General features: G+C 39.9%; 14 protein-coding genes and 1 pseudogene. 13 read left to right on the forward strand and 2 right to left on the reverse strand.

Features of this window, described 5'->3' with window-relative positions; genetic code table 11:
* Window positions 1-74: 74 nt before the first annotated feature.
* From A2W93_15020 to A2W93_15040, 5 genes and pseudogenes are all read left to right on the forward strand, one after another.
* Window positions 75-4,439: an acriflavine resistance protein B gene (locus A2W93_15020; protein OFY52648.1), complete on the forward strand. Its 4,365-nt coding sequence runs from the start codon at window positions 75-77 to the stop codon at window positions 4,437-4,439.
* Between the two features lie 40 nt (window positions 4,440-4,479).
* Window positions 4,480-5,658 (forward strand): hypothetical protein, encoded by a 1,179-nt coding sequence (locus tag A2W93_15025; protein ID OFY52670.1) that lies wholly within the window; start codon window positions 4,480-4,482, stop codon window positions 5,656-5,658.
* 27 nt (window positions 5,659-5,685) lie between these two features.
* A pseudogene (locus A2W93_15030) lies at window positions 5,686-6,014 on the forward strand (transcriptional regulator).
* 354 nt (window positions 6,015-6,368) lie between these two features.
* Entirely contained in the window at window positions 6,369-6,638 is a 270-nt protein-coding gene (locus A2W93_15035) for a hypothetical protein (protein OFY52649.1), read from the forward strand.
* Window positions 6,639-6,662: 24 nt separating this feature from the next.
* The gene (locus A2W93_15040) at window positions 6,663-8,750 is read left to right on the forward strand and encodes a cadmium-translocating P-type ATPase (GenBank protein OFY52650.1); all 2,088 of its coding nucleotides are present in this window, start codon (window positions 6,663-6,665) and stop codon (window positions 8,748-8,750) included.
* Window positions 8,751-9,318: 568 nt separating this feature from the next.
* Here A2W93_15040 and A2W93_15045 read toward each other — a convergent pair.
* Window positions 9,319-10,005, reverse strand: a complete 687-nt coding sequence (locus A2W93_15045) for a hypothetical protein (GenBank protein OFY52651.1) — start codon at window positions 10,003-10,005, stop codon at window positions 9,319-9,321.
* Between the two features lie 116 nt (window positions 10,006-10,121).
* Here A2W93_15045 and A2W93_15050 point away from each other — a divergent pair, with 116 nt between their 5' ends.
* The 7 genes from A2W93_15050 (at window position 10,122) to A2W93_15080 (ending at window position 16,405) form a co-directional block, all read left to right on the forward strand.
* The gene (locus tag A2W93_15050) at window positions 10,122-10,922 is read left to right on the forward strand and encodes an ABC transporter ATP-binding protein (protein OFY52671.1); all 801 of its coding nucleotides are present in this window, start codon (window positions 10,122-10,124) and stop codon (window positions 10,920-10,922) included.
* Window positions 10,923-10,941: 19 nt separating this feature from the next.
* Entirely contained in the window at window positions 10,942-11,643 is a 702-nt protein-coding gene (locus tag A2W93_15055; protein ID OFY52652.1) for a cobalamin biosynthesis protein, read from the forward strand.
* A gap of 15 nt (window positions 11,644-11,658) precedes the next feature.
* Window positions 11,659-12,822, forward strand: coding sequence for a cysteine desulfurase NifS (locus A2W93_15060; protein ID OFY52653.1), 1,164 nt, complete (start codon window positions 11,659-11,661; stop codon window positions 12,820-12,822).
* Between the two features lie 11 nt (window positions 12,823-12,833).
* Entirely contained in the window at window positions 12,834-13,523 is a 690-nt protein-coding gene (locus tag A2W93_15065; protein OFY52654.1) for a hypothetical protein, read from the forward strand.
* 216 nt (window positions 13,524-13,739) lie between these two features.
* Window positions 13,740-14,462, forward strand: coding sequence for a hypothetical protein (locus tag A2W93_15070; protein OFY52655.1), 723 nt, complete (start codon window positions 13,740-13,742; stop codon window positions 14,460-14,462).
* Window positions 14,462-15,619, forward strand: coding sequence for a heterodisulfide reductase subunit B (locus tag A2W93_15075; GenBank protein OFY52656.1), 1,158 nt, complete (start codon window positions 14,462-14,464; stop codon window positions 15,617-15,619). Before A2W93_15070 ends, A2W93_15075 begins: the two co-directional genes overlap by 1 nt.
* Before the next feature lie 63 nt (window positions 15,620-15,682).
* Window positions 15,683-16,405, forward strand: a complete 723-nt coding sequence (locus A2W93_15080; GenBank protein OFY52657.1) for a hypothetical protein — start codon at window positions 15,683-15,685, stop codon at window positions 16,403-16,405.
* Window positions 16,406-16,583: 178 nt separating this feature from the next.
* Here the strand turns inward: A2W93_15080 and A2W93_15085 are convergent, their stop codons facing one another.
* Window positions 16,584-16,793 carry a hypothetical protein gene (locus A2W93_15085; GenBank protein OFY52658.1) on the reverse strand — a complete coding sequence of 70 codons (210 nt, stop codon included), beginning with the start codon at window positions 16,791-16,793 and terminating at the stop codon, window positions 16,584-16,586.
* Window positions 16,794-17,041: 248 nt separating this feature from the next.
* Between A2W93_15085 and A2W93_15090 the strand changes: the two genes are divergently transcribed.
* Complete coding sequence (locus tag A2W93_15090) at window positions 17,042-18,010, forward strand: hypothetical protein (GenBank protein ID OFY52659.1); 969 nt, start codon at window positions 17,042-17,044, stop codon at window positions 18,008-18,010.
* The last annotated feature ends 222 nt before the right edge of the window (window positions 18,011-18,232 follow it).

Raw genomic sequence — 18,232 nt, forward strand, 5'->3', positions numbered from 1 at the left:
TATGACAATTACATATTGTCAGCAAGTAACCGGTTTTTTCATTCATTCTTATTATTCATTTTAAACATTTCGTTATGATTGACAGAATCATCAGGTTCTCAATAAACAACAAGTTAATTATAGGTTTATTTGTTGTAGCCCTGGTTGCATGGGGTATATTTTCACTAAAAAAGCTGCCAATTGACGCAGTCCCAGATATTACCAACAATCAGGTTCAGATAATTTCCATTGCTCCCACACTGGCAGCTAATGAAGTGGAACAGTTTATAACAGCCCCTATCGAAGTATCGGTAGCAAATATTCCCAATCAGGTGGAGCTTCGTTCAATTTCACGTTTGGGATTGTCGGTTGTTACTGTTGTGTTCAAAGACAATGTAGACATGTATTGGGCAAGGCAGCAGATTTCAGAACGCCTCAAAGAAGCCGAAGAACTTATTCCCGAAGGTGTTACAACCCCCCAGATGGCTCCCATTTCTACCGGGTTAAGTGAAATATATCAGTACGTTCTGAAGGTCAAGCCGGGTTATGAGAAGATGTACGATCCTATGCAATTGCGTACCATACAGGACTGGATCGTTCGACGTGAAATGCTGGGTACACCCGGTGTTGCTGATGTAAACAGTTATGGTGGTTTTATGCAGCAGTACGAAGTGTCTGTAAATCCTGACCAGCTTAAATCAATGAATATAACTCTTGATGACATTTTTGAAGCGCTTGAGCAAAACAATCAGAATACCGGCAGTGCTTACATTGATAAGAAGCCACAGGCGTATTTTATTCGTGGTATAGGTTTAGTAACTTCAATAGAGGATATCGAAAATATTGTCGTGAAAACAACAGACAATAATATTCCAGTTTTAATTAAAGATGTTGCAAATGTGCAAATGGGCAGCGCTCCGAGATATGGGGCATTCATTGTAGATACTATAGGCGAAGCAGTGGGTGGTGTTGTAATGATGCTCAAAGGAAAAAATGCTTCTGAAGTTATAGATGGTGTAAAAGAAAGAATAGAGCTTATTGAAAAATCTCTTCCCGAAGGCCTTGAAATTTATGCATTCTACGACCGCACAGAACTGGTCGACAGAGCTGTTGGCACAGTATCAAGAAACCTTATAGAAGGTGGTTTGATTGTAATTTTTATACTTGTGCTGATGCTCGGTAATTTGAGGGCAGGGCTTATTGTGGCTTCCGTTATCCCGCTTTCCATGCTGTTTGCCATTTCGCTGATGAATCTTTTTGGGGTATCGGGAAACCTCATGAGCCTAGGGGCAATTGATTTCGGATTAATTGTTGACGGAGCTGTTATTATTGTGGAAAGCGTGGTGCACCGAATAACGCAAAGCAAGTCCCATCATTTAGGTGTGGCAAAGCTGTCGCAACAGCAAATGGATACCGAAGTGTATGGCTCTTCAAAACGAATGATGAACTCAGCAACCTTTGGTCAGATTATTATTCTCATCGTTTATCTGCCTATTCTTACCCTTGTCGGTATAGAAGGAAAAATGTTTCGCCCGATGGCAGAAACGGTAAGTTTTGCAATACTTGGTGCGCTTATCCTTTCTCTTACTTATGTTCCGGTAGCATCAGCACTTTTCCTCAGTAAAAAGACGGTTCATAAAACAAATTTGTCTGACAGATTGATGAATTTTCTTCATAAAATTTTCGACCCCTTACTGAATTTTTCACTAAAACATAAAATTGCAGTTGTTTCTGTTTCTGCAGGATTATTTATTGGCAGTATTTTTCTTTTCAATTCTTTAGGAGGCGAGTTTATCCCAACACTGGAGGAAGGTGATCTTGCTGCGGGTGTTATGACTTTGCAGGGTGGTTCTCTTTCTAACACTATTGAAATGGTGGAAAAAGCAAATAAGATCCTGATGGAAAAATTCCCTGAAGTAGAGCACGTGGTATGTAAGATCGGAACAGGGGAAATACCGACTGACCCTACACCAATGGAAACGGGAGACTATATCATTGTAATGAAAGATAAAGATGAATGGACAAGTGCATCATCCCGTGAAGAAATGATGGAGAAGATGCAGGAAGAGCTTTCAGTTCTGAAAGGTGTTGTGTTTACACTTCAGCAACCAATACAAATGCGTTTCAACGAACTTATGACAGGTTCCAAACAGGATGTGGCAGTCAAAATATTTGGTGATAATCTTGATACTCTTTCTGCGAAAGGTGAAGAATTGGAAATATTAATTCGTGATATAGAAGGTGTTGAAGATGTTAATGTTGAGAAAGTAACAGGTTCCGGCCAGGTACAGGTCAATTATAACAGAAAAAAAATTGCACAGTATGGATTAAATATTGAGCAGATAAACAGTTTGCTGAAAACTGCATTTGCAGGCAGTTCAGCAGGTGTGGTATATGATGAAGAAAAACGTTTTGATCTTGTTGTACGGTTTAATAAAGATTTCAGAGATGATATAGAATTTGTCAGAAACCTGTATATACCATTACCTAATGGCAATCAGATAACTCTGGAACAGGTTGCCGATGTCGAAATGAAAACAGGTACTGCACAGATATCGCGTGAAAGCACAAAAAGAAGAATTACAGTTCAGTTCAATGTTCGTAACAGAGACGTTCAGTCAATTATTGAGGAAATCAGAGCAGTGCTTGATGATAAATTATCGCTTCCACCCGGATATTATATTACCTATGGGGGTCAGTTTGAAAACCTCGTTAACGCAAATAAACGTCTTGCAGTTGCTGTACCTGTCGCGTTGATTCTCATTTTCATTCTGCTTTTCTTCACTTTCAGATCATTAAAACAAACATTGCTGGTATACTCAGCTGTTCCACTTTCTATGATTGGTGGCGTTTTTGCTCTTTTCATTAGGGATATGAATTTTAGTATTTCTGCGGGTATCGGCTTCATTGCTTTGTTTGGTGTAGCCGTTCTGAACGGTATTGTCCTGATAGCCGAATTTAACCGACTTGAAAAAGAAGATGGAATAACAGATATTTACGACAGGGTGCGTAAAGGCATCAAAGCCCGGTTCAGGCCTGTTCTAATGACGGCTGCGGTTGCATCCATGGGATTTTTACCTATGGCATTATCAACATCAGCCGGAGCAGAAGTTCAGAAGCCTTTGGCAACAGTAGTAATAGGTGGTTTAATCACAGCCACATTGCTTACACTTGTCGTTCTCCCTGTGTTGTACATTCTCTTTTCCAGTAAGCGTAAACCAAAAAAAGTATCGCCTCCTAAAATTAGTATTGTTCTTGTGCTTGCAGCAGGCCTTAACATACTCACCTTGTCTGAATCCAATGCACAGAACACAAAATCTTTTACGCTTGATCAGGTAGTGCAGGCATCAATAACAAACAATGGCTTAATAAAATCGGCTAATCTGAATGTGGAATATCAGAAAAAACTGAAAGCAGCAAGCTGGCAGTATGAAAAAACAGGTTTTGAATATTCCTATGGTCAGACAAATTCTTTTATCAAGGATAATGGTTTTAGTGTGTCACAGAATTTTCCGTCAATATTTCAGAATGTAGGTCGTTCAAAACTAGCAGATGCTTATGTGAAATCGGCTGAATATAACGTGTCGTATTCTGAAACTGAAGTTGTAAGCGCGGTGAAGTCATATTATTTTCAGTTGCTGTATAATTACTCCTTGCTGAATTTGCTGAATTATCAGGATAGGCTTTATACAGATTTTCTTAAAGCGGCTACACTTAAAAACGCAACCGGTGAAACACCCTTGCTTGAAAAAGTAACTGCAGAAACCCGCCTGTTTGAAATAAAAACCCTTATCAAACAGGTCATGGCGGACATTCTAATAAATAAGCAGAAATTGCAGGTATTGATGAAAGAGCCAAACCCTGTTGAAATTGTAGATACTGCATTATATGAAATTGATTTCTCTTTTGTTCTCGACAGCTCTGCCATTATTGCTAATCCTGGCCTCGCAATTATGAAACAGCAAATAGAAATCAGCAGGCGTGAAACTCAGATAGAAAAACTCGCTTTTCTTCCTGATCTGTCGGTTGGCTATTTCAATCAAACTAATAAAGACCTCGATAATGCTTATCGTTTTACTGGAGTACAAGTAGGGGTTTCAATACCATTGCTGTTCTTTTCACAGTCGGCAAAAGTTGAAGCAGGTAAAATAAACCAGATGATTTCTCAAAACAATTATGAATACTATTTGACAACTCTAAAGGGCGAGTTTAACGCACTAATACAGGAATATCTGAAACTGAAAACAAGTCTGGATTATTACGAATCATACGCAAACAAGCAATCTGAGCTGATAATTGAACAGTCAAAGAGGAGTTATATGGCTGGTAGTATAGATTATGTGGAGTATGTGCTGAATCTTGATGAGGCACTGGAAATTAAATCCAACTACCTGCTAACACTCAGTTTGTATAATGAGTCAATTATTGCTATTGAAAAACTCATGGGTAATGCTCAATAATTCAAATTTCCAAAACACGAACTTTAAAAATTTAAAAAATATGAAAACAAAGTTGTTATTGATAATGTTAGCAATAGCAGTGTTTGCTGTTAGCTGCAATAGTAAAAAAGATGAAGCCGTACAAAATGGCGAACATGAAGAACTACCTGCAAATGTAGTTGAAATGGATGATGCTCAGTATAATGCTGCCGGTATAGAACTGGGTTATGTTGAACACAAAGAACTCAGTTCAGTTTTAACTGTAAACGGCATGGTGAGTGTTTTACCTCAGAATCTTGTTTCGGTTTCTGCAATAATGGGTGGGTATATAAAAAGCACATCACTTGTTCAGGGTAGCCCTGTTACTCAGGGACAGGTAATCGCTGTAATTGAAAACCCCGATTTCATTGAGTTGCAACAAAACTACCTCGAAAGCAAAAGTAAACTGGATTATGCTGAGACTGAATATAATAGGCAGAAAGAGTTGCACAAGGAAAATGTAAATTCTGCTAAGTCTTATGAACTCGCATTGTCTGAATACAAAACACTCCAATCGTCAGTTGCTGCGCTTGAACAAAAATTGAGACTTATTGGTATTAATTCAAAAAGCCTTACAGTTGATAAAATTTCTTCATCTGTTTCTGTGTATTCGCCGATAAGCGGTTATGTGAAAACCGTCAATGTGAATATAGGTAAGTATGTGAATCCTACGGATGTAATTGCCGAAATTGTAAATACGAAGAACATGACGCTAGAACTTACCGTTTTTGAAAAAGATATTGATAAAGTAAATATTGGTCAGAAACTTGATTTCATACTGCCCGCAAAGCCAGATGTGAAAATGACTGCAGTAATTTATCAGGTGGGCAAGACTATAAACGATGATAAGACAGTTAAGATATACTGTACCATTGAGAAGGAAAATAAAAATTTATTACCTGGTATGTACGTGAGTGCTACAATAGAAACACAAAGTGATTCCGTTACAGCACTACCTAAAGAAGCAGTTCTGTCGTTTGAAGATAAAAATTATATTTTCATCTATTTAGAAAAGAAAAAAGAAGGTGAAGTGTATGTAACATTGTTCGAAGCTGTTGAAATTGAAAAAGGTGTTACTGAAAATGGTTATATTCAAGTAACTTTGCCTGTAAAATATGATTTGAAAACAACAAAAATTGTACTAAAAGGTGCTTACAACCTGCTTTCTGCCTTGAAAAATGCCGGGGATATGGCCTGTTAATAGTATTCATTAAAAAAAATGGAAGTTATGAAAGAGATAAAAGCGATCGTAAAACCTTTTAAGGTAGACAATATTCTGAACAAATTGCTCGAAGCAGGATATCCTAATATTAAAGTTTGCCTTGGTGAAGGCACAGGAACCTACACCGGCGATGATTCCAATAATTCAACCTGTTTTGCACTCACAAATGTGGAAGTGGCGAAGATTGAAATTGTTTGTAGTGATGCAGAAATAGAAAAAGTAATCGCTATTATTTCTGCTCAGGGTCGCACAGGCAACCCTGGTGACGGTATCTTTGCATCACCGATATTGCTAAGGCATTTCGTTTAAAATCTGGCGAAGAACTTAATTTTTGAGAGTGATGCACAAATTAATCATTGGTCAACAATCAGTTAATCAACCATGCAGGAAATCAACCCCCTGCATGGTATTAGCAGTGGGTATAAGGTAATACTATGAACAGAATAATTATATTTTCAGTACTACTGTCCGTTCTGGTATCCACCAATATTGTGGAAAGCCAAGCGCAAAGTATTTACCGTACTCAGAACGGCTATGTATTAGCAGCGAGAATGTATTGCGATTCTTCATTTTTTGCCGAAAGCCAAAATCTTATAATTAAGTATGATTAGGCAAGCAAAAGTATTTATGGCGACATGAACGCGCAAACCTTAATAAGTGAAATAGCATTTTTGGACAGTGTCTTTGCTGTGAAACCAAGGCAGTTATATTTTTCCGGCCATATCATAGTCGATTTTCTCACCTGGGATCATAATGAATACAATTTGGATGTGCTTTTTAAAATTGTGTTCATTGACGTAAAGGTCAGCCCTGTGGCAAAAATGAGATTCAGCCATGTTGACAGATTGTTGAATTATACCTGCATTATGGAGGCCTCGTTCAATTTGGACTTGAATGACTTTATATCAACATTCACGAGCAATTCGGTTCTGACATCAGTGTTCAGTTCCTGCAATTAATTTTAAGAAAGGAGTGGAAATAAAATGAAAAAGTACAAGCTTAAAAATCTCGATTGTGCATCCTGTGCTTCAAAGATAGAAGGCGGCGTTGCGAAGCTTGAAGATGTGAAATTTGTGAATGTAAATTTCGCAACCTCAACCCTCACCATTGATGCCGATAACATGGAAAAGGTGAAAGCCCGTATTAAGGAGATTGAGCCTGAAGTTGAAATTGAAGACAATGACAAGGTGAAAACCATAGTTTCTACAAATGAACTTGTGGAAAACAAATGGGCAATTATTAAAGCAACTTCAGGGCTACTTCTTTTACTTGCAGGGATGATATTCGAGGGCGAACTGCACAATACCCCTTTTCACATTGCGGAATATGCAGTATTTGTTGTAGCATACCTGATTGTAGGCTGGAACGTTATCGCATCAGCTGTTAAAAACATCGCTAGGGGGCAGGTTTTTAATGAGCAATTTTTAATGACCATTGCCACACTTGGAGCTTTTGCAATTGCTGAAATGCCCGAAGCCGTTGCAGTAATGTTATTTTACATAGTTGGCGAGCTGTTTCAGGATATTGCCGTGGGCCGTTCCCGTAAATCCATCAAAGCCCTTCTGGAAATCAAACCCGATTATGCCAACCTTAAATCAGGTGCGGAAATACAAAAAGTTTCACCGGAAGAAGTGAAAATCGGCGATACTATTATCGTTAAACCGGGAGAAAAAGTACCGCTTGACGGAAGAGTGCTTGATGGTACTTCCTTTGTTGATACCGCCGCCTTAACCGGCGAAAGTGTTCCCCGGAAAGTAAAAGAAACAGACGAAGTGCTGGCCGGGATGATTAACCAGTCTGGTCTGCTTATTATAGAAGTGAAGAAAACATTTGGTGAATCTTCCATTTCCAGAATACTTGAACTGGTGGAAAATGCCACATCTCAAAAAGCAGAGACTGAAAAATTCATTACAACGTTTGCAAAGTATTATACTCCGGCTATAGTATTTAGCGCTCTATTACTTGCTGTAATCCCTCCTTTGATTATAACTGGAGCAACTTTCGGCGATTGGATTTACCGTGCATTAGTGGTACTTGTAATTTCATGTCCCTGTGCGTTGGTAATAAGCATTCCCTTGGGTTATTTTGGTGGTGTAGGCAGGGCTTCACGAAAGGGAATCCTGGTGAAAGGTTCAAATTTTCTCGATGCCTTAACGCAGGTTAAAACGGTGGTGTTTGATAAAACAGGAACGCTCACGAAAGGCGACTTCAAAGTTTCGGAAATTGTCACTTCAAATGGCTATTCCAAAGAAGAAATACTGAAATATGCTGCTTATGCGGAATCCGGCTCTAACCATCCGGTGGCAAAATCCATCACCGATGCGTTTCACAATAAAATAGACAATACAAGGATTAAACAAGCCGAAGAAATTTCCGGGCATGGCATTAAGGCTATTATTGATGATAAAGCAGTACTTGCAGGTAACGATAAGCTATTACATAAAGAAAACATTGACCATCCTATTTGTAATGTGGAAGGAACTGTGGTGCATATTGCCTTTAACAAAGTTTATGCGGGGCATATTATCATTTCCGACAATTTAAAAGATGATGCAAAGGAAACGATTGAAAAATTAAAAGCACGAAATATTCAAACGGTAATGCTTACTGGCGATAACAAGTATGCAGCAGAGTTCTTTGCTAAGAAATTAGGGATAGACAGGTATTACTCAGAACTGTTACCCGAAGACAAGGTAAAACACATCGAAAATCTGATAAATGAAAACAAAGTCGGCAAAGTAGCCTTTGTTGGCGACGGTATAAACGATGCCCCGGTAATTGCACGTGCAGATGTGGGCATTGCAATGGGTGCGCTCGGTTCTGATGCTGCAATTGAAACCGCCGACGTGGTGTTGATGACCGATTCGCCTTCAAAAGTAATTGATGCAATTGATGTTGCTAAGAAAACAAGGAATATTGTCTGGCAGAATATCATTTTTGCGATGGGCATAAAGCTAATTTTCATAGTGCTTGGCATATTCGGTATTGCCACCATGTGGGAAGCGGTTTTTGGCGATATTGGTGTTGCTTTGATAGCTGTTTTTAATGCTATAAGGATATTAAGAGATTAATAACCTTGTGATTGAGAAAATCTATATGAAATATTACTATCAATAAACATCTTTGTTTTGGCCGCTCTATGTGAAATTGGCGGTTGTTACAAGATTTTGCTATGGCTTCGTGAACACAAGCTCTGGTTGTCCATTCATCGCCACCGATTCCGGAGCAATGAGAGCCAGTGATTACGGAACAATCACCACCACTCACTCCCGAATAATTCATAACGATTCTCCCAAAACTTCCTGTTCCAACTTATCCAAAAACTCATAAATCATTTCCACCTGAAACATCAACAGTGGACGGCGGGTGAGTTTGAGTTTCTTTTCGATGGGTTTGAGCCATTTGCGGAAAGTGACAGATTTTCGCTATTCCTTCAATACTTCACAGGCAGATCTCTGAAAAAACGCTTCAGGAGCGAATTGCGATAGCAATCGAAACAGGATGACAACTTTTTTTGACATTCAGTTGCGGGTTGCGTAGGGTGTTTCACCGCTGGTCTCGGCATGAGAGCAACAGTTGCAAATGAATAAAGGGAAATAATCTAAACGATTCTGGAATTGCTTTAATAGCATTTTCTGATTAGCCAACATCGTAAACTGTCTGGAGTTTCTTAAAATCCAGAATTTTTATTAATTTCCCATGTAATTCAATAATACCGTCAACCTCAAAGCTTTTCAGTGTGCGAATTACATTCTCTTCGCTGCATGAAATAAAATATGACAGATCTCTTCTTGTAAGAGGAAGCGAAAAATAATCTGATTTATAAATCTGTTCACTCAGCAGAAGCAAAATTCCGGCAACCCTGGCAGGCACTCTTTTGCAAGATAACATCAGTTGGTTTTCCAATATCCGTTGATGAGCTGAGGAAATCATATCGAAAATTTTCAAACCGAACATTGGGTTTACCATTGCTCTTGAACGAATAACCTGATAAGAAATCAAACATACCTGACAGTCTTCTGTTGCAATGACTGACAAGATGTTTTTTTGTCCGGACATTGAATAATTGCCCCCAATTAATACCGGACCTGAAATCAATCCGGCTATCTGCGTCATTTTTCTCGTGGTCATATATTCCAGCTTTGCTAGACCACTGATGATGTATGCGATATATCTGGCTTCAGTTCCTTGTTTGAAAATTATCTCACCTTTTTTAAAAGTGAGTTGCTCAGTATTATTATAGATCTCCTGAAACTCGTTTTCTGAAACAACTTCACAGATTTCTTTGCGAAACGCACATTTATCACAAGCTGAATGCTGGATCATGATATTTTTCAGATTTAAACCTGGTAAAATTACAGTTTTTCATTAATTGAACCGGCATGCAAAGGTAATACATTTGTATACTAAATCGATAGAAAATGTATAAAAAACACAAAACAATGGAAATCAGAAACATAACCATCTTTGGTGGTAATGGAAAAGACGGAAATCCTGAAAAAGTTTCGCAATTTGAATTAAAAATGGGCAACATTATCAGCATTGTCGGACCTACAGGCTGTGGCAAGACGACATTGATTAATGATATTGAATTGTTTGCCAACAACAACACTCCAACAGGCCGAAGGGTACTGATCAATGATGAACCAATGCCTGAAGAATCCAGTTTTGATCCTGCAAAGCATCCTATTGCGCTGATATCTCAACACACCAATTTTCTTTCAGATCTGCCGGTTGGTGAATTTCTAAGGATACACGCAACCGTACGTGGTGCAACAAATATAGAAGAGATACTTGCAGAAACGCTGGAATTCGCAAACCAGCTTACTGGTGAATCCATCATTCCTGAAACAGGTATGACTGAGCTTTCAGGTGGTCAGACCCGATCGTTATTGATTGCAGATGCGGTCATTATTGGGAACTCGCCAATTATTCTGCTCGATGAAATCGAAAACGCCGGTATCAATCGGACCAAAGCACTGGAATTGCTGAAGAAATACCAGAAAATATTTGTTTTTGTAACTCATGATTCCCGGATTGCACTCCTTTCTGATTTCAGAGTAGTTATGAAAAACGGAGCTATGCAAAAGCTCATTGTTACAAGCGAAGAAGAGCGGCATGCAGCCAATGAACTTAGAAAAATTGACAATGTGATGCTCGAATTCCGTTCTCTGATACGAGCCGGGGAACAAATTACGGAGGATGTTTTCAATACCAAAATAAAAGGAATTTTACAAAACTAAAAATCAAGGAGAATATAAAATGAAACTGGTCATTTTTGCAGGTCCGCCCACATGCGGCAAGACGACAGTAATTCGTCAGGTAATTAAAAGAATGAAAAGCAAGGGACTGAAAACAGCTTTTGTGAAAATTGATGTACTGTATGCCGATGAAGATGAAAAGATCGCTGCAGAATTCGGTATTCCAACAAAGAAAATTTACAGCGGAGAATTATGTCCCGATCACTGTAATGTTGTAGTACTTGATGAAATTGTTGACTGGGCCGAAGGACTCGGGTCTGAGTATCTTTTTGTTGAAACGGCAGGACTTTGTCTGCGTTGTTCTCCTTATGTCGAAAAATCTCTGGGAATCGTGGTTCTTGAAGCTACCAGCGGCATGAATCTCCCCCGAAAGATCGGCCCAATGCTTACGTTGTCTGACATTGCCGTCATTACCAAGATCGATCTGATTTCTCAGGCTGAACGTGAAGTCTTTCGTTACAGGGTAATTGAATCGGCACGAGAAGTGGAAATTGTCGAAAGCAATGCATTGTATGGTATCGGCATTGATCCGGTCATAAAACGGATTCTCAAAGACAATGATGTTGAACAGCCCATGTTCCTTCGCGGCAATCCCCCTGTCGGGACATGTACTATTTGTGTTGGAAAAAAAGAAATAGGTGCAAAGAACCATTTTGGAGTACTCCGCACAATGGAACAGGAACTATTCTATGTTGGTGAATAACAGATTCTCCGGAAAATGAAACATGGAATTTATTTCGATAATGCCGCTACGACACAGGTCGATCCGCATGTAATCAAAGCCATGGAGCCTTTCATGGATTCAAGATACGGCAATGCATCCAGCCTGCATTCGTTTGGAACCGATGCTTCGGATTTGCTGGCTGAATGCCGGAGTGCAATTTCATTGCACATCGGTGCCAGGCCTCAGGAATTGTATTTTACTTCCAGCGGAACCGAATCAAATAATCTTGCTTTGAAAGGAATTGCTTTTGCTCATGCAAGCAAAGGACGTCATATAATTATTTCTTCCATTGAACATGATTGCGTACTGAATGCTGCAGAATGGCTGTCAGAGCAAGGTTTCAGCATCACCTATCTCCCAGTTGGTGAAACTGGGGTTGTTGATCCGGATGATGTAAAAAAGAATATCCGGCCTGACACAATACTTGTTTCTGTTATGCATGCAAACAATGAAATTGGAACAATTCAACCCATATCCGAAATCGGCAGAATATGCCGCGAACACAATGTACTGCTGCATACAGATGCATGTCAGAGTTTTGGAAAAATTCCCGTCAATGTAACTGAAATGAATGTTGATCTGATGACATTGAACTCCCATAAAATCTACGGGCCAAAGGGTGTTGGTGCCATTTATATTCGCGACGGTATTCCCATTACTCCATTGTTGCATGGGGGTGGTCAGGAAAAAGGGATCCGTTCTTCAACAGAGAATGTAGCTGGAATAGCAGGCTTTGCAAAAGCAGTTGAACTATGTTTTGATCATCCGTATGATGAATACGACTCAGTAAAAAAAATCCGTGATTATATTATGGACGGGCTTCTTGGAAAATACGAAAACGCCTACATCAACGGTCATGTTGAAAAGCGCCTTCCTGGAAATCTGAATGCAGCTTTTCATGGCTTGGAAGGCGAAACTGTACGATTACTGTTGTTACTCGACGAAGCTGGTATTGCTGTTTCGGCCGGATCAGCGTGTTCATCCAATGGATCCGGTTCTCATACCTCGCACGTTCTGCAGGCTCTGGGACGCGATCAGTTCGAAGCCCGGGGCGCAGTGCGAATCAGCATCGGTCGCTACAATACAATGGAAGAAGCTGAAGTATTTCTTCCTGTTCTCGATGAAAAATTAAAACTATTGAACCCTATTTTTTCTTAAAAAACAAACTCATGAATACATCAAATTCTCAGAAAACAACCCTTGAAATGCTTCCCGGAATTGATTGTGGCGCTTGTGGATTCAAATCATGTAATTCCTTTGCCGCAGAAGTAGATAATGGAAAAGAACTTCTGCTGAAATGCACCCATATATCAGGGAATAAACAAAAGCAGGAAAATCGATTAATCGGTTGTAATAGCTGTAATTCGAACGGAATTGCAGAAAAAATGGGCTGGAAAGATAGTCAGCAGCGCGATTTTGATTTCGTGCTTGATACTTTCGATAACGAGCCTGGACCGCGCGAAACTATCCTTCCGTACAACCCTGCGTTGGTAAAAGAACTAGGCGTGAAAAAGGGAGATATCATGATTGGCCGGCCTATGGGAATGTCTTGTGGTTGTCCTGTAACCCACTGCGGCGTTGTCATTGATGCCGATGCCCGCAATGGTATTATCAACTGGTTTGTAACCGGACCTTTGAAACCTCGCTCAGAAGGCTTTATCGATATCGGATATTATGTTGCACAGGGATATGAAGGCCTGGTGAGAGAAACACAAATGCCTATTAAACTTGGTCACAGGTATTGGTTTATGCCACGTCGATGTATGTTGCAGTGGCGTCATAGTGGATTGGTCAATAATGTGGTTAAGCAAAAAGACGGTAGTTATAAAGTCCGTATTGAAGGACTTTTTATCGGCTGATAACGATCCTGATTCAAAACGCAGGCTACACAACGGTTTTAACGAAACTGAAGTGTGCCTGCTTTTGTGTTGGAAAGTTTTAACGAATTAGCTAATCATTTGTTATTGTCTGATATTTGTCAGATTGCAATCTGATATTCTGTAGTTTGCTAAAATGTTTTGTATGTACATCCTAAGTAATTTTGAAATATTATTGTAACAAAAAGTGATTTCGAGATGGAGGAGAATAATAATGAATCACTATTTGACAGACTTAAGCAGGATGTCAGATATGTTGAGGGTATGAAATCATGCATCAATTGTGGTACATGTACGGCCATTTGCCCGGGGGCGGAATTTTATAATTATGACCCACGACAGTTGATGTGCGATTTACAGAATGAAAATGAAAAAGGACTCAGGCGACTTATTTCCGGTGATTTTATCTGGTTCTGTGGCGAATGCATGAGTTGCAAAACCCGCTGTCCGAGAGGGAATTGCCCGGGACTCGTCATAATGGCTCTCCGGAATTTATCAATGGAAACCGGAGCATTTACGGAGTCTGAAAAAGGCCGTCAGCAAATCTTCATGAAACGGGTAGTTGGTGAGTGGATTCTTAAACACGGTTATTGTTTGTATCTGGAAGGTGTCGGAACCGATTTGTACCCTGAGCAGGGCCCGGTCTGGGATTGGCGTCAGAATAACTGGGGTGAAATCATCAATTTACTTGGTGGAAATTACCAGGGTAATGGCCCGGGAATACTTCGTAAAATTCCCGACGAAGCTTTGGCTGAAATTAAAAATATTTTTGATGAAACCGGTGGTACAGCACGTTTTGAGAGCATTGAAAAATTTTCAGCAGTGAAAGCAAATGAAATGGGCCTTGAATTCAATGATGAGTTGCTAAATGAATATGTCGTGCATGTTTACACTAAAAATTCCTATGAGGATCAGAACTGATGAATAATGAAGGAAAAAGTAAGATTTGGTCACAGTACCAGAAAGAAATAGCGACTGACAATTTTTTCTATCTCAGAAGTTGCGTCCGGCAGAATTTTTTCCCAGGCTCAGAAACAACTTTTTTGCGACTTCTCAAAGACCTTGGAAAAAACTTTTATGAGGATCCTGCTCATGCTACATGTACTGGGATTGGATATCATGGCGACTTGCTGCCACTCGACACAACAATGACGGTCGTTGCACGCCAGTTTGCACTAATGACTGAAGCCGGATATAAAAACCTCGTGCCTTCCTGTATCACTTCATTTGGGCTCTATACAGAAATACTTCACACATGGCACGAGTTCCCTGAAATCGAAGATCGTATCAGGAAACATCTTCGCAATTCAACCGGGCGTGAATTCGAAAAGCCCGAAAATCTGGCACATGCCAGTGATATTATGCATTCTTTGAAAGATGAAATTGCTGCACGGGCAAAATATAAACTCATCAATGTTCACACAGGCGAGCCTTTGCGGGTTGTAGACCACATTGGTTGTCATTATGCAAAAATGTTTCCTGCAGCCGGAATCGGTGGAGCTGAATACCCTGCAGTACTTACCGGTATGATTGAGGCCTGGGGTGGTCAGACTGTTGATTATCCTGAGCGTCGTCACTGTTGCGGATTTGGCTTCAGACAATATCTGGTAAAAGCAAATCGCGGCTTCTCTGTATCATGTTCTCATGCCAAATTTGAATCAATGGAACCATTCAAACCTGACATGATAATAACCAATTGTCCGGGTTGTCCGATGTTTCTTGATAAGTGGCAATATACCATTGCGGAAATGACAGGTAAGACCTATGATGAATCGGGTCATGGAATTCCCGTCTTTACGTATGAAGAAGTCGCTGGACTTGTTATGGGATATGATCCATGGGAAATTGGGCTACAGGTTCATCAGATCGGAGCAGAACCTTTGCTTGATAAAATGGGAATTCCGTATGACCTGTCTAAAAAGCATAAAGGAATAGGTGGGAAGGACATCGGGGTTCCGACGTATCCTCAAAATGTAAATGTGGCTGAGAATCCAAAGTTTATTGAAGAGATGCAGGAATCAAGTGAATGCTCTTCGGAATCAGATCAAAATGATGTGTTGTCAGAAATTGTTTCTTAAAAGTATTGTATCATGAGATTTCTTTTAATACTAACCCTCTTTTGTTTGCGTGCCGTTTTTGCAATGTCACAAACCGCCGTTAATTTCAACGCCGCTGATTGCGACGGTGTTCCCCATGAATTGTTTTCTGAATTGGATTCGGGAAAAGTTATTGTTCTCTGCTGGGTGATGCCATGCGGATCATGTGTCCCTGCATCACTTACAACGTATAATGTTGTCCAGTCATATTCTACAAGCAACCCGGATAAAGTCAGGATGTATGTGTGTGATGATTTGGCCAACACAACCTGTTCCCAGATCGACAGCTGGTGCAATACAAACGGGCTTATTAAAACCCGGCGATTTTCTGATGCACAAATAAACATGTCAGACTATGGCGCAGCAGGAATGCCAAAGATTGTTGTTATTGGAGGTGGTGTCAGTCATCATGTATATTATAATGAAAACAGCGCTGTCGTTGGAAGTGAAATTCAGGACGCAATTGATTCAGCTCTTTCTCAAAGTACAGGCCTGAGTGATCTGAATAATGAATTTTCCGGAATCCTTTCACCAAACCCGGCATCATTGTCAACCAGTCTGATCCTTGAAAATTCGCCTGCAGGCAATTACAATATCTGCATTTTTAATATGGAAGGAAAAACCGTTGTTCCGATTTTCACCGTCAATCTTTTGCAGGGAGCCAATGAAATAAATCTACCTGTTTTGGATCTTGAAAACGGGATTTATATTGTTCAGATTTCCGGAAATGAAAGAATGCATAAATACAGATTATCAGTAAACCGATAATTGAGATGCTGAGGCTCCGGCAGCCCATTTACAGGAGGGGTGATTGTGGCAGGAAAAGATGGTTGCTGTTTTTGAGAACTGGAGGTATTCGCAGACAAGATCAGGTTGGGCTGGTTTGGGTGCTACTTGACTATTCCGGATTATTCAGTGCCACCGATTCCGGCCCAAACAGTGCCACTCATTCCAGAATAATAGATATCGATTCCCCACAAACATCCGACTCAGGCTTATCCAAAAACGCATAAATCATTTCTACCTGCCACATCAGCAGCGGGCGGCGGGTGAGTTTGAGTTTCTTTTCGATGGGTTTGAGCCATTTGCGGAATGTGCTTCGGCATACGCCATATTCAGTGGCTATTTCTTTTTGTGTTTTAACAATCTTGTTCATGATTTCTTTTTTATCATATAACGCGTTGTTTCAGCGCGTGTTTCGCTATAGATTTTTATTCCACATGTTGCTTTGTTTTGCCGTTAATTGCGCTTTGTTGTAGATATTTTTCTGTGATAAATTTGTTGCACAAGAAACATCAATGATGTGAATTCTAGTAAAAGTTCGTCAAAGAATGTTGAACTTTGTATTACACAGATGTAAAAAGACGTATCTTTGAAGACATATTATGTAAAGTCACGATTTTAATGAAAAAAAGCAGCAAATTTTATCTTGACCCAATCATGGAACCGGAAGATGCCTTTTCGCTCATGGAGGGACTTGCCAGAACCATCGACCTGAATTTCTCGCAGGAATTTGTGGTTAGTGATGTAGGTGTAAGTTCCCGGATTTTGAACAATTGGAAAAATCTTGGGCTGATGTCGAACAGACTCAGGATTGAGAACAGCATTTACAGGTTCAGTTTTGTTGAGCTGATCTGGATTGATATAATCAAGGACCTTCGTGAATTCGGTTTTTCATTACCTAAAATAAGTCTGGTCCGACAAACGCTGTTGATATCGACCGATTATTCAGCGTATTTCCGCAATCTAACGTTGAAAGAGAAGAACAGGTTGCTGAAAAAACTGAATACCTTGCGTATCCGGGATGAACAATCCAAAAAACAATTCATTGAGACAATGCGGCAGTATCTGGATGACAAGGAAAAGCAGAAGGATCCTGTTTACACCAATATTCTGAACATTCTGATCAATGAGTTTATTCTTTACCGTGAAGAAGTGAAACTGCTGATTGACGTGAACGGAACTGTGATTCCGGTGATTGAAAGCGAAAAAGACAACCCTGTGTATGAAAAGCTGATGGATGATACCGGCTTTGACCGTGAGTCTTATATTACAATTTCGCTGCTGAAATTTTTCAGAAATTTTATTCTGAACAAAAGTTATTTCAACTTTGTGAGAGAAAACCGCATTCTGAATGAGAACGAAACCCACATTCTGGCGCTGTTGCGCGAAGGGCTGGCTAAAACAATCACTATTCGCTTCAAAGACCAGAAGCCTTATCTGATTGAAGTGACCAGAGAGAAAAAGATACACGCCGAAGCGCGGCTATCTGAAATACTGATCAGGGGCGGATATCAGGACATAAGCATGAAAACGGAGAACGGGAATATTGTGATTACAAACATTACCTCAAAAATCAAACTGGACCAATGAAACAACACCGGAAAAACCGGACAATAAGCGAAACGGGGCATTTACCGGAAAAACCGGAATTGTTCTGCATCAGCCGGAACCATGTTAAACATAAAAGAATGCAGAGAACTGCTGAAAGAAAAAGGCAAAGCATATAATGACGATCAGGTGCAGGCCATAAGAGATTTTCTCTATAACCTGGCCCGGATAAATGTTCAATACATCAAAGAAAAACTCAGGCAA

It is taken from the genome of Bacteroidetes bacterium GWF2_43_63, from assembly GCA_001769275.1.
Taxonomy (GTDB): domain Bacteria; phylum Bacteroidota; class Bacteroidia; order Bacteroidales; family DTU049; genus GWF2-43-63.

What these genes read in the sequence shown, in the direction of transcription:
- A2W93_15020 (OFY52648.1), top strand. Translation starts at nt 75, where the DNA reads ATGATTGACAGAATCATCAGGTTCTCAATAAACAACAAGTTAATTATA.
- A2W93_15025 (OFY52670.1), top strand. Translation starts at nt 4,480, where the DNA reads ATGAAAACAAAGTTGTTATTGATAATGTTAGCAATAGCAGTGTTTGCT.
- A2W93_15040 (OFY52650.1), top strand. Translation starts at nt 6,663, where the DNA reads ATGAAAAAGTACAAGCTTAAAAATCTCGATTGTGCATCCTGTGCTTCA.
- A2W93_15045 (OFY52651.1), bottom strand. Translation starts at nt 10,005, where the DNA reads ATGATCCAGCATTCAGCTTGTGATAAATGTGCGTTTCGCAAAGAAATC.
- A2W93_15050 (OFY52671.1), top strand. Translation starts at nt 10,122, where the DNA reads ATGGAAATCAGAAACATAACCATCTTTGGTGGTAATGGAAAAGACGGA.
- A2W93_15055 (OFY52652.1), top strand. Translation starts at nt 10,942, where the DNA reads ATGAAACTGGTCATTTTTGCAGGTCCGCCCACATGCGGCAAGACGACA.
- A2W93_15060 (OFY52653.1), top strand. Translation starts at nt 11,659, where the DNA reads ATGAAACATGGAATTTATTTCGATAATGCCGCTACGACACAGGTCGAT.
- A2W93_15065 (OFY52654.1), top strand. Translation starts at nt 12,834, where the DNA reads ATGAATACATCAAATTCTCAGAAAACAACCCTTGAAATGCTTCCCGGA.
- A2W93_15070 (OFY52655.1), top strand. Translation starts at nt 13,740, where the DNA reads ATGGAGGAGAATAATAATGAATCACTATTTGACAGACTTAAGCAGGAT.
- A2W93_15075 (OFY52656.1), top strand. Translation starts at nt 14,462, where the DNA reads ATGAATAATGAAGGAAAAAGTAAGATTTGGTCACAGTACCAGAAAGAA.
- A2W93_15080 (OFY52657.1), top strand. Translation starts at nt 15,683, where the DNA reads ATGTCACAAACCGCCGTTAATTTCAACGCCGCTGATTGCGACGGTGTT.
- A2W93_15085 (OFY52658.1), bottom strand. Translation starts at nt 16,793, where the DNA reads ATGAACAAGATTGTTAAAACACAAAAAGAAATAGCCACTGAATATGGC.
- A2W93_15090 (OFY52659.1), top strand. Translation starts at nt 17,042, where the DNA reads ATGAAAAAAAGCAGCAAATTTTATCTTGACCCAATCATGGAACCGGAA.